At 73.0% G+C, this 11,969-nt stretch carries 9 protein-coding genes; 3 read left to right on the top strand and 6 right to left on the bottom strand.

The genetic code is table 11. The annotated features are described in order from the left end of the window. Positions 1-4: 4 nt before the first annotated feature. Complete coding sequence (locus ACZ46W_RS20145) at positions 5-2,587, bottom strand: bifunctional FO biosynthesis protein CofGH (RefSeq protein ID WP_468339285.1); 2,583 nt, start codon at positions 2,585-2,587, stop codon at positions 5-7. 27 nt (positions 2,588-2,614) lie between these two features. Continuing rightward, on the bottom strand, positions 2,615-3,442 hold the full coding sequence (locus ACZ46W_RS20150; RefSeq protein ID WP_468339287.1) for a TIGR03619 family F420-dependent LLM class oxidoreductase: 828 nt from the start codon (positions 3,440-3,442) through the stop codon (positions 2,615-2,617). 91 nt (positions 3,443-3,533) lie between these two features. Between ACZ46W_RS20150 and ACZ46W_RS20155 the strand changes: the two genes are divergently transcribed. From ACZ46W_RS20155 to ACZ46W_RS20165, 3 genes are read left to right on the top strand one after another with little or no spacing between them, the layout of a single operon-like run. After that, positions 3,534-4,994, top strand: coding sequence for a CehA/McbA family metallohydrolase (locus ACZ46W_RS20155; RefSeq protein ID WP_468339289.1), 1,461 nt, complete (start codon positions 3,534-3,536; stop codon positions 4,992-4,994). 10 nt (positions 4,995-5,004) lie between these two features. Then, on the top strand, positions 5,005-5,772 hold the full coding sequence (locus ACZ46W_RS20160; RefSeq protein WP_468339291.1) for an IclR family transcriptional regulator: 768 nt from the start codon (positions 5,005-5,007) through the stop codon (positions 5,770-5,772). A gap of 37 nt (positions 5,773-5,809) precedes the next feature. Further along, a complete protein-coding gene (locus ACZ46W_RS20165) occupies positions 5,810-6,139 on the top strand; it encodes a putative quinol monooxygenase (RefSeq protein ID WP_468339293.1) in 330 nt (109 codons plus the stop codon). A 20-nt stretch (positions 6,140-6,159) separates the two neighbouring features. On the opposite strand, the gene ACZ46W_RS20170 is transcribed toward ACZ46W_RS20165, so the two are convergent. The 4 genes from ACZ46W_RS20170 to ACZ46W_RS20185 form a co-directional block, all read right to left on the bottom strand. Then, positions 6,160-6,477 carry a cupin domain-containing protein gene (locus ACZ46W_RS20170; RefSeq protein WP_126884967.1) on the bottom strand — a complete coding sequence of 106 codons (318 nt, stop codon included), beginning with the start codon at positions 6,475-6,477 and terminating at the stop codon, positions 6,160-6,162. A 102-nt stretch (positions 6,478-6,579) separates the two neighbouring features. Beyond that, the gene (locus tag ACZ46W_RS20175) at positions 6,580-8,133 is read right to left on the bottom strand and encodes an APC family permease (protein WP_468339296.1); all 1,554 of its coding nucleotides are present in this window, start codon (positions 8,131-8,133) and stop codon (positions 6,580-6,582) included. Between the two features lie 215 nt (positions 8,134-8,348). Then, entirely contained in the window at positions 8,349-9,794 is a 1,446-nt protein-coding gene (locus tag ACZ46W_RS20180) for an aldehyde dehydrogenase family protein (protein WP_468339298.1), read from the bottom strand. Continuing rightward, on the bottom strand, positions 9,791-11,521 hold the full coding sequence (locus ACZ46W_RS20185; RefSeq protein ID WP_468339300.1) for an N-acyl-D-amino-acid deacylase family protein: 1,731 nt from the start codon (positions 11,519-11,521) through the stop codon (positions 9,791-9,793). The genes ACZ46W_RS20180 and ACZ46W_RS20185 overlap by 4 nt, the downstream gene beginning before the upstream one ends. Positions 11,522-11,969 lie beyond the last annotated feature (448 nt).

An 11,969-nucleotide genomic window follows, 5' to 3' on the forward strand; every position in this document is an offset into this window, starting at 1 on the left:
GGAATCAGTCTGGCAGCACCGGCAGCAGTTCCGGCAGGTGCCCGTCGGACGCCCGCGCCGCCCGCTGCCGCTCCTCCGGGACCTCGCCGTAGAGGGTCGTGCGGGGGCGGGCCGGGCGGCCGGCGGAGTCGGCGATGGAGATGAGGTCCTGGACGGACTTGTAGGAGCCGTAGGAGGAGCCCGCCATGCGGGAGATGGTCTCCTCCATGAGCGTGCCGCCGAGGTCGTTGGCGCCGGAGCGGAGCATCTCGGCGGCGCCGTCGGTGCCGAGTTTGACCCAGCTCGTCTGGATGTTGGGGATGTGCGGGTGGAGCAGGACGCGGGCCATGGCGGTGACGGCGCGGTTGTCGCGGGCCGTGGGGCCGGGGCGGGCGATGCCGGCGAGGTACACGGGGGCGTTGGTGTGGATGAAGGGGAGGGTGACGAACTCGGTGAAGCCACCGGTCTCCTGCTGGACGCGGGCCAGGGTGCGGAAGTGGCCGAGCCAGTGGCGGGGCTGGTCGACGTGCCCGTACATCATGGTCGACGAGGACCGGATGCCCAGCTCATGGGCGGTTTTCACCACTTCGATCCAGGTGGCCGTGGGGAGCTTGCCCTTGGTCAGGACCCAGCGCACCTCGTCGTCGAGGATCTCCGCGGCCGTGCCCGGGATGGAGTCCAGACCGGCTTCCTTCGCGGCGGTCAGCCACTCGCGGATCGACATGCCGGTGCGGGTGGCGCCGTTGACGACCTCCATGGGTGAGAAGGCGTGGACGTGTATGCCGGGGACGCGGTCCTTCACGGCCCGGGCGATGTCGAAGTACGCCGTGCCCGGCAGGTCCGGGTGGATGCCGCCCTGCATGCACACCTCGACCGCGCCGACGTCCCACGCCTGCTGGGCGCGGTCGGCGACCTGGTCCAGCGACAGGGTGTAGGCGTCGGCGTCCGTGCGGCGCTGGGCGAAGGCGCAGAAGCGGCAGCCGGTGTAGCAGACGTTGGTGAAGTTGATGTTGCGGGTGACGATGTAGGTGACGTCGTCGCCCACGGCCGACTTCCGGATGTCGTCCGCGACCCGGCACAGCGCGTCCAGCGCGGGCCCGTCCGCGTGGAGCAGGGCGAGGGCCTGGTCGTCGGTGAGCCGGGTCGGGTCGTCGGCGGCCTGCCTCAGAGCTGCCCGGACGTCCGTGTCGATGCGCTGCGGCACCATCCCGGGCGCCGCCGCCTCCCGCAGCGCCTCCCAGTCGCCGTACACCTCGTCGAAGTCGTCGCGCCGGTCGCCGGTGCGGCCGTCCGTGTCGATGGTGCGGTGCAGGTCGGTGCGGCCCGACGCGGTGAACCCCTCGTCGGGCTCCTGCCACGGCAGGCCGCGCACCTCCGCGTCCGGGTTCGCAAGGCCCGTCTCCGGGTCGGCGAGCGCGCGGACGTGCGGCAGCAGGCGCGGGTCGAGCCAGGGCTCGCCGCGCGTGACGAACTCGGGGTACACGCAGAGACGTTCACGCAGGCGGAAGCCCTCGGCCGCCGACCTCTCGGCGAGCGCGTCGATCTGCGGCCAGGGCCGCTCCGGGTTGACGTGGTCGATGGTGACCGGCGACACCCCGCCCCAGTCGTCGATGCCCGCCCCGATGAGCCGCCCGTACTCACCGTCGACCAGGTTCGGCGGAGCCTGCAAACACGCCGACGGTCCCATGATGTGCCGGGCGACCGCCACCGTCGCCACCAGGTCGTCCAGTTCGGCGTCCGGCATGCCGCGCATCGCCGTGTCCGGCTTGGCGCGGAAGTTCTGGATGATCAGCTCCTGGATGCCGTGGTACGCCCTCGACACGCGCCGCAGCGCGAACAGCGACTCCGCCCGCTCCTCGTACGTCTCGCCGATCCCGATGAGCAGCCCGCTGGTGAACGGCACCGATGACCGGCCCGCGTCCTCCAGCACCCGCAGCCGCACGGCCGGTTCCTTGTCGGGCGAGCCGTGGTGCGGGCCACCCGGTTCGGACCACAGCCGGGTCGCCGTGGTCTCCAGCATCATCCCCATCGACGGCGCCACCGGCTTGAGGCGCTGGAAGTCGGTCCACGACATGACGCCCGGGTTGAGGTGGGGCAGCAGCCCGGTCTCCTCCAGGATGCGGATGGCCATGGCGCGTACGTAGGCGATGGTGTCGTCGTAGCCGTGCGCGTCCAGCCACTCGCGCGCCTCGGGCCAGCGGTCCTCGGGCTTGTCGCCGAGCGTGATCAGGGCTTCCTTGCACCCCAGTTCGGCGCCCCGGCGCGCGATGTCCAGCACCTCGTCGGGCGACATGTACATCCCGTGCCCGGCGCGCCGCAGTTTGCCGGGCACGGTCGCGAAGGTGCAGTAGTGGCACTTGTCGCGGCACAGCCGGGTCAGCGGGACGAACACGCTCTTCGAGTACGTGATGACCCCGGCCCGCCCCGCCGCCGCCAGCCCGGCGTCCCGCACCCGCGCCGCCGACGCGGCCAGGTCCTCCAGGTCCGCGCCCCGGGCCCGCAACAGGACGGCGGCCTCCGTCACATCAAGCGCCACGCCGTCCCTGGCCCGCTTCAGGGCACGTCGCATGGCGTTGGGGGTGGGGCGTCCGGCCTGGTCATCCGTCATGGACCCGAGCATACGAGTGCGGGGGTTCTACACGTACCGCGCGTACTCGTCGAGCTTCCGCAGCACTTCGGCCTCGTCACCCGGCGGGAGTTGGACGACGGTCTCGGTGATGCCGAGGTCGGCGAAGTGGGCGAGCTTGCCCTCCGTCGGGTGGACGGCGTAGGGGACGACCTGGAGGGCCTCCGGGTCACGGCCCGCCTTCTCCCAGGTCTGGCGCAGCACCGGGAGCGTCTCGGTGAGGCCGCGGCCGCCGATGGGCAGCCAGCCGTCGGCGTATTCGGCGATGTGCGCGAAGAGCTTGGGCCCTGCCGCGCCGCCGATCAGGGTGCGGGGGGCGCCTCCGGCGGGCTTGGGCCACGCGTAGGAGGCGCGCACGGACGCGGTCTCGCCCTCGTACGCGGTGGGTTCGGCGGCCCACAGGGCTCGCATCAGGGCCATCCGGTCGCGGGTGCGGCCGCGGCGGGTGCGCCAGAGGACGCCGTGGTCCTCCGCCTCCTCCCGGTTCCAGCCGTAGCCGACGCCGAGGGTGAACCGGCCGCCCGAGAGGTGGTCGAGGGTGGCGACCTGCTTGGCCAGGTCGATGGGGTCGTGCTGGGCGACGAGCGTGACGCCGGTGCCGAGCCCGAGGCGCTCGGTGACGGCGGCGGCCTGGCCGAGCGCGATGAACGGGTCCAGGGTGCGGCCGTACTCGGGCGGCAGGTCGCCGCCCGCCGGGTAGGGGCTGGTGCGTTCGACGGGGATGTGGGTGTGCTCCGGCAGGTACAGGCCCGCGAAGCCGCGCTGCTCCAGCTCGCGCGCGAGCCGCACCGGGGTGATGGTCTGGTCCGTGAGGAAAATCGTCGTCGCGATCCGCATAAGGGCTCAAGGTATGGCGTCCCGCGGTGAATTCCGAGACCGTCGCCTGTGATTGGCGGGGAGTTCACCAGGCGCGAGGAGGGTGGTACCCATGATGGGCAGACGCGGATTCGTGACGGGCGCGGCGGGGGTCTTCGCGGCGCCCGGCCTGAGCTTCGGCCCCGGGCAGACCGAGCAGGTGCTGCGCGGCACCCTGCCGCCCGGCTCGCCCGACTACGTGTACGTGCCGGTCGAGGTACCGCGCGGAGTGCGGGAGATCCGGGTGTCGTACGCGTACGAGCGGCCCGCCGTGCCGCCCGGGACGCAGGGCAACGCCCTGGACATCGGCGTCTTCGACGAGCGCGGCACCGAGCTGGGCGGGCGCGGCTTCCGGGGCTGGTCGGGCGGTGCCCGCACCGAGTTCTTCGTCCGTGCCGACGACGCCACCCCCGGCTACCTCCCGGGGCCCGTCCGCGCGGGCACCTGGCACATCGCGCTCGGCCCGTACACGGTCGCCCCCGGGGGCCTGGCGTACACGGTGACGGTCCGCCTCACGTACGGGCCCTCCGGCCGTACGCCCGCGCCCGTGTACCCGCCGCAGCGCGCCAGGGGGCGCGGCCGGGCCTGGTACCGGGGCGACTGCCACCTGCACTCGGTGTACTCCGACGGGCGGCGCACCCCCGCCGGGATCGCGGCCGCCGCGCGGGCCGCCGGGCTGGACTTCATCAACACCTCCGAGCACAACACGCACGCCGCGCACCGGGCGTGGGAGGGCCTGTGGGGCGACGACCTGCTGGTCCTCACCGGCGAGGAGGTCACCACGCGCAACGGTCACGTCGTCGCCGTCGGCACCGACCCGGGCACGTTCGTCGACTGGCGCTACCGGGCCCGTGACAACCGATTCGGGCACTACGCCCGCGCGATCCGCCGGGCCGGCGGCCTGGTCGTCCCGGCGCACCCGCACGCCACGTGCGTCGGCTGCAACTGGAAGTTCGGCTTCGCCGACGCGGACGTGGTGGAGGTGTGGAACGGCCCGTACACCCCGGACGACGAGGTCACCCTGGCCGACTGGGACAGCACGCTGGTCGCCGGGCGCCGCTGGACCCCGGCGATGGGCAGCAGCGACGCGCACCGCGAGCCGCAGAAGGTGGGCGAGCCGCAGACGGTCGTCCTGGCCGACGACCTGACCCGCGAGGCGATCCTGGCGGGCCTCCGCGCGGGGCGCAGTTACGTCGCCGAGTCGGCCGCCGTGTCCCTCGCCTTCTCCGCCACCGGCGGCCGCGGCGCCCACGCGGGCATCGGTGACCGGCTCCCGGTGCCCCCCGGCGCCCCGGTCACGGTCCGCCTCGACGTCACGGGCGCCCCGGGCTGCACGGCCCGCTTCGTCACCGACCAGGGCGTCCTGCACACGGTGCCCCTCCCCGCCTCCGGTGCGGGCACGGTCGAGTGGACGACGACGCCCGCGTACGCCGCGTACGTCCGCGCGGAGGTCCGCCACCCGGCGACGGTCCCGGGCCTGCCGGGGGCGCTGGCGGCGTTCACGAACCCGGTGTTCCTGGGGGACGGCACGTAGGCTCGTCTCCATGAGCAGCACGACTCCCGGCCCCCGGTCCGTCGACCGTGCGCTGGAGATCCTCGACATCGTGGCCGACGCGGACGGGCCCGTCGGGGCGAAGGCGCTGGCGCGGCGGCTGGGGTGCTCGTTGTCGACCGTGTACCACCTGCTGGGGCCGCTGACCGCGCGCGGGCACCTGGTCAGGTCCGAGGGCGGCGGGTTCGCGCCCGGGCCGCGGGTGGCGGCGATGAACCGGGCGTTCCAGCGGCACGTGGGGGCCCGGCCCGGGGTCGGGGAGGTGCTGGCGCGGCTGCGGCGGGAGAGCGGGGCGGAGGCGTACTTCACGGCGTACCGGGACGGGCGGATCACCGTGGTCGACAGCACGGTGCCCGTCACCGACCCGGCGCACCCCTTCGTGCCGGGGCCCGAGGTGCGGGCGCACGCCACGGCGCACGGGAAGGCGCTGCTGGCGGGGGTGGAGCGGGGGGTGCGGCGGCGGTACCTGGCCGAGCACGGGATGGCCCGGTTCACCGACCGGACGATCACGTCGGCGGAGCGGTTCGAGGCGGAGCTGGCCCGGGTGCGGGGGCAGGGGTTCGCGGTGTCGGTGGGGGAGGCGGACCCGGCGTACACGTGTGTGGCGATGGTCGTGCCGGGTCGCCGCGAGGGGGCGCTGCACGCGCTGTCGGTGTCGCTGCCCACGGCGGAGTTCCGTCAGCGGCACGGGCAGGTGCGGGCGGCGGTGGCCGGCTCGGTGCGCGCGTTTTCCGGCGGTGCCGGAATCGTGGGCGCGTGAGCTGGACGGGGGTCGGCGAGCGGAGCACCGTAGCGGCATGATCTTCATCGCCGTCCGGTTCACCGTCCGCCCCGAGCACAGCGACCAGTGGCTCACGCTGGTCGACGACTTCACCCGGGCCACCCGCGCCGAGCCCGGCAACCTCTTCTTCGACTGGTCGCGCGACGTCGAGGACCCGAACCGGTTCGTCCTGCTGGAGGCGTTCGCGGACGCGGAGGCGGGCGCGGCGCACGTCCGGTCGGACCACTTCACGGCCGGCCTGGAGGCGATGGCCGGCGCCATCGCTTCGACGCCGGAGATCATCAACGTGGAGCTGCCCGGTCAGAGCGGCTGGAACGCCATGGCGGAGCTGAGTCCCCGCGCCTGAGACCGCGCCCGGGACCGGGCTCAGTCGTTGACGGCGGTGAGCAGCACCGCCGCGTCCGTCACCGCCGTCACCCCGTGCCGCTCCGGCGGCAGCAGGTAGAGGGCGCCCATGGTCAGCTCCGTGTCGCCGGACTGGGCCGTCACCTTCACCACGCCCCGCAGCACCTGGAGGGACGCGGCGGGCGGGGTGTTGTGCTCGTCGAGCGAGGTGCCGGCGGTGAGCGCGATGACGCTCTGCCGCAGCGGCGGGTCCCGGAGGATCAGGTTCGCGCTGCGGCCGTGCTCGTCGGCGTGGGCGGCGACGAGGTGTTCCTCTGCGATGGCGTTGAGGTCATACATACCGTCCACCTTGCCCCGCTGCCGGAACGTACGCATACGGAAGGGGCGGGCACCGTGCCGTCCCACGGTGTCCGCCCCTTCCGGCTCAGGTGAGGTGGTGCGTCAGTCCTCCACGACCAGTGCCGGGGTCTCCTTGGTGAGGACCTCGCCGCGGAAGAACGCCGGGCTGCGGCGCTGCATCACCAGCATGATCACCACACCGAGGAGCAGCAGGCCCACGCCGATCACGAAGACCGAGCCCACGCCGAAGACCGAGGAACCGCTGCCGTAGGCCGGGTCCCAGATGTCGTACAGCGTCTGGCCGAACACGGCGGTGAGCATCACGCCGCCGAGGCCCGGGAGGATGCCCTTGACGAGCAGGTCGCGTACCGAGCGGCGCAGGTCGTTGCGGAAGAACCAGACGCAGGCGAAGGCGGTGATCGCGTAGTAGAAGCAGATCATCAGGCCGAGCGCGTAGATGGTGTCGATCAGGACGTTCTCGCTGACCAGCGACATCACGGCGTAGAAGACACCGGTGGCGACACCCGCGATGACGGTGGCGCGGCCGGGGGTCTTGAAGCGCGGGTGGACCTTGGCGAAGGAGGCCGGCATGGCCTGGTAGGTGCTCATGGCCAGGGCGGTGCGCGCGACCGGGATGAAGGTGGTCTGGAGGCTCGCGGCGGCGGAGGCGACGACGGCGAGGAAGAGCAGGACGCCGAGGCCGGAGCCCATGACCGGCTCCGCGAGGACGGCGAACACGTTGTCCGCGGTGTCGGGGTTGCCGAGGCCGGTGCCCTTGTCGCCGACGCCCGCGTACATCTGGGAGGCGATGGCGATCATCAGGTACGAGGAGACGATCACGACCATGGCCAGCATGGCGGCGCGGCCGGGCGTCCGGGCGCTGCCGGTGCTCTCCTCGTTGATGGACAGGCAGGCGTCCCAGCCCCAGTAGATGAAGATCGACAGGGACAGGCCCGCGGTGAAGGCGGCGAGGGACTCGACGCCGAACGGGTTCATCCAGGACCAGGAGAAGTCCAGCGACCCGGCGACCTCGTCGGCCTTGGTGATCGCCATGAAGGCGAAGATCGCCAGAACGGTGAGCTGGAGGCCGACCAGGGCGTACTGGACCCACTTGGTGGCGGTGATGCCCCGGTAGCTGATCGCCGTGGCGACCGCGATGAAGGCCAGCGTCGTGGCGATGTGCGCGGCCTTGTTGCCGTCGAGGCCCGCTACCCACTCGCTGCCGGTGACCTCACCGAGGAGCAGGTAGAAGTAGGAGGTCGCGACGCCCGCCAGGTTGGAGAGCACCACGATGGTGGCCACGAGCAGGCCCCAGCCGCACATCCATCCGACGCGGGGGCCGAAGGCCTTCACCGACCAGGTGAAGGAGGTGCCGCAGTCGGGCACGGCCCGGTTGAGCTCGCGGTAGGCGAAGGCCACCAGGAGCATCGGGAGGAACCCGGCGAGGAAGATCGCCGGCATCTGCAGCCCGACCTCACTGACCGTGGGGCCGAGTGTGGCCGTGAGGCAGTAGACGGGAGCGACGGTGGACACACCGATGACGGCACCACCCATGAGCCCGACGGAGTTGTCGCCGAGTCCCTTCTTGCGTACGCCCCCTTCGGAGCCGCTCATTACCGTGTCTCCGGCCTGGGGCCGCGCATCTACCTGAGTCATGCAGAGGACGTTAGGTGCTGCGGTTTCCACATCCGGAACAAGGCGCTCCGCGATCTTTTCCTTGCATTGCCAGGGAGGGAACCGCCCCTCGGCAAAGAAATCAAGATCACCCCCACCCGTCACAGACCGATTGGTAGGTGAAAACTACACGGTTCGATATACGGGAACCGCAACCGTGTCCGATTTGCCGGTTTCTAAATTTTCCCGAGCTGTTTTCAGCCAGGCCACACGACCGCTTGCAGCTCGCTGTACGCGTGCAGCGCGTAGGACCCGCAATCCCGGCCCACACCGCTCTTGTTGAAGCCTCCGAAGGGCGCCTCCATGTTCCGGCCGACCGTGTTCACGCCCACCCCGCCGGCCCGCAACCGGGCCGCCACACGGAAGGCGCGGGCCACATCCCCCGACCAGACGTAGTCGATCAGGCCGTAGTCGCTGTCGTTGGCCAGCGCGACGCCCTCCTCCTCGTCGTCGAACGGCACGACCACCACGACCGGGCCGAAGACCTCCTCCCGCACGACCCGCATCTCGTGGGTGCAGTCGGCCAGCAGGGCCGGGGCCACGAAGAAGCCCCTGTCGTACGCGGGCCTCGTCCCGCCCACGACGACCCGGGCGCCCTCCTCGCGCCCCAGCTCCACATACCCCTCCACCCGGTCGCGGTGGGCGGCCGAGATGACCGGCCCCACCACCGTCCCCGGATCGGCCGGGTCCCCCACCGCCAGCCGCCCCGCGTAACCGGCCAGCCCCTCCACCAACCGCTCGTACACCCCGCGCTGCGCCAGCACGCGCGTGGGAGCCGTGCAGATCTGGCCGCTGTAGAAGGAGAACGTGCTGCCGATGCCCCGGACGGCCGCGCCCAGGTCGGCGTCGTCGAACACCAGCGCCGCGCCCTTGCCGCCCAGCTCCATGAGCTGCCGCTTCAGCTCGCGCCCGCACACCTCGCCGATCCGCCGCCCCACCGCCGTCGACCCGGTGAAACTCACCATGTCCACGTCCGGCGAGTCGACCGCCGCCTCCCCCGTCCCGGCTCCCGACCCCGTGACCACGTTGACCACCCCGGGCGGCACCCCCGCCTCCTCCAGCGCCCGGGCCATCGCGTACACCGACAGCGGATCCTGCGGCGCCGGCTTCACCACCACGGTGTTGCCCATGGCGAGCGCCGGCGCGATCTTCCCGGCGGGGTTGGCCCACGGGTTGTTGTACGAGGTGACGCACGTGACCACACCGACGGGGCGGCGCACCGCGACCGCCCCGAGAACCGACGCCGGACCCATCGGGCCCGCCCCGCTGATCTGCGGCGGCAGCGGCTGCTCCACCGGTTCCAGGGCGCCCTTCGCGTACCGGCGGAACCGCGCGATCCCCACCGCGACCTGCATCGCCCGCGCCGTGGCGGCCGTCGCCCCGCTCTCCGCCCGCGCCAGCCGGGCGTGCTCCTCCGCGTCCCGGGCCATGACGTCGGCGGCCCGGTCCAGCACGGCCGCCCGCTCCTCCGGCCGCGTGCGTGACCAGCGCCCGAAGGCCTCCTTCGCCGCCGCGGCCGCCTCGTGCACCTGGCGCCGGCTCGCCTCCGGGGCGAGGCCGACGACCTCCTCCGTGGCGGGGTTGACCACCTCGTAGTGCCCGCACTCGGGCTCGACCCACTCGCCCCCGATGAACAGCCTCACCGCGTCGGCACCGTCCTCGTGTCCCGCCCCGACCGCAGCACCCTGCCCGGCACCGCACCCGTGACCCGGTCCTCCCGCACGGTCTCCACACCGTTGATCCGCACGGACACGATCCCCACCGCCCGCGAGTCCAGCCGCGGGCTGTCGCCCGGCAGGTCGTGCACGAGCGTCGCCGGCCCGGCGTCGATCCGCTCCGGATCGAACAGCACCAGGTCCGCGTGGTAGCCCTCCGCCACCCTGCCCCGCTCCCGCAGCCCGAAGAGCCGGGCCGGGTCATCGCTCACCATGCGCACCGCCCGCTCCAGCCCGACGAGCTTCCGCCCCCGCAGGCAGTCACCGATGAACCTCGTCGTGTACGGCGCCCCGCACATCCGGTCCAGGTGCGCCCCCGCGTCCGAGCCGCCGAGCAGCACGTCCTCGTGCTCCCACGTCTCGCGGCGCAGCGCCCAGGAGGCGGGGTCGTTGTCGGGCGGCATGGGCCACAGCACCGTGCGCAGCCGGTCGGCCGCGCAGATCTCGACCAGGCACGCGAACGGATCCTGCCCCCGCTCCGCCGCGACGTCCCGCACCACCCTCCCGGTCAGCCCCTCGTTCTCCGGGCTGTACGTGTCGCCGATGACGTACCGCCCGAAGTCGGCGAGGCGCCGGAACACCCCGGCCTCCCTGGAGTCGGCGCGCCGCAGCATCTCCGCCCGCACCCCCGGGTCCCGCAGCCGGGCGATCCGCTCGTCCACGGGGAGCCCCAGCACATCGCCCCACCCCGGAATCAGATTGAGCGCGCAGAAGGACCCCAGCGACATGTTCATCGGCGTGAGGATCGGCATCGTCAGCGCGACGACCCGCCCGCCCGCCTTCCGCGCCCGCTCACTGGCCAGGAGCTGCCGGGGCACCCGCTCGGGAACGGCCGCGTCGATGGTCAGGACGTTCCAGTTCAGCGGCCGCCCCGCGGCGACGCTCATCTCCACCAGCAGGTCGATCTCCGCGTCCGCGAACTGGTCCAGGCACCCGGCCACGATCGCCTCGATCTGCGTGCCCTCGTGCTCGCCCACGGCCCTCGACAGCGCCAGCAGCTCCTCGGGCCCGGCGTGGCGCGACGCCACGGGGGCGCCGTCGCCGTCCGAATGCGTGGACGACTGCGTGGTGGACAGGCCCCAGGCCCCGGCGTCCATGGCCTCGTGCAGCAGCCGCACCATGGTGTCGAGCTGCCCCGGGGCGGGCGTGCCTCCGATGGCGTCCGCCCCCATCACGTACCGCCGAAGGGCGCAGTGCCCCACCATGAACCCGGCGTTCACGGCGACGCGCCCCTCCAGCGCGTCCAGGTACTCCCCGAAGCCGCGCCAGCTCCAGTCGACGCCCTCTTCCAGGGCGGCCAGCGCCATGCCCTCCACCTTGGACATCATGCGCCGTGTGTAGTCGGCGTCCTCGGGCCGCAGCGGCGCCAGCGTGAACCCGCAGTTGCCGCCCACCACGGTGGTCACCCCGTGATTCATGGAGGGCGTGGCGTACGGGTCCCAGAACAACTGGGCGTCGTAGTGCGTGTGCGGGTCGACGAACCCGGGCGCGAGGACGAGCCCGTCGGCGTCCTCACTGCTCCTGGCGCCCTCGGTGACGGACCCCGCCGCCGCGACGACCGCGATGCGCCCGTCCCGTATCCCGACGTCGGCCTTGCGGACGGGCGCCCCGGTGCCGTCGACGAGGTCGGCGCCCTTGATCAGATGGTCGAGCATGACGTCCCCTTATTCGCTGCGTCGCGTGTGTGCCCCGGCCGGGGCCGCCGTGACCGGCCGCGGCCACGGCGCCCCACGGCCGGGGCGGTACGGGCCGGCGGCCCGGGATGCCACCGCCCGCGTCTACCGGGGCTCCGCCCCGAGCCCGGTCGCACCCGTCCGCACCCGGCGTCCGGCCGGAGGGGCCGTGCAGGGTCGCCCCCGCAGAGGCCGGCGGCAAAGGGCGGGCTCCCTTGACTGGCGCCCAAGGCCGCCGGCCTCGAGGAGGTGAGCCCGGAGGGGCCCCGCCCCACCCACCGGGGGTGGCCGCACCCCACCGGGGTGCACCGTTCGTCTGCGGACCGTTTGTGCCCACCCTCCCCCAAGCTCTCGGCTTCGCTCGAGCAGGGGGGACCCCCATCGCCCTGCGGCACGAATGCCCACAAACGGGCAGGTGCCCCCCCGAGCC

The organism is Streptomyces sp. NPDC031064 (genome assembly GCF_055570965.1).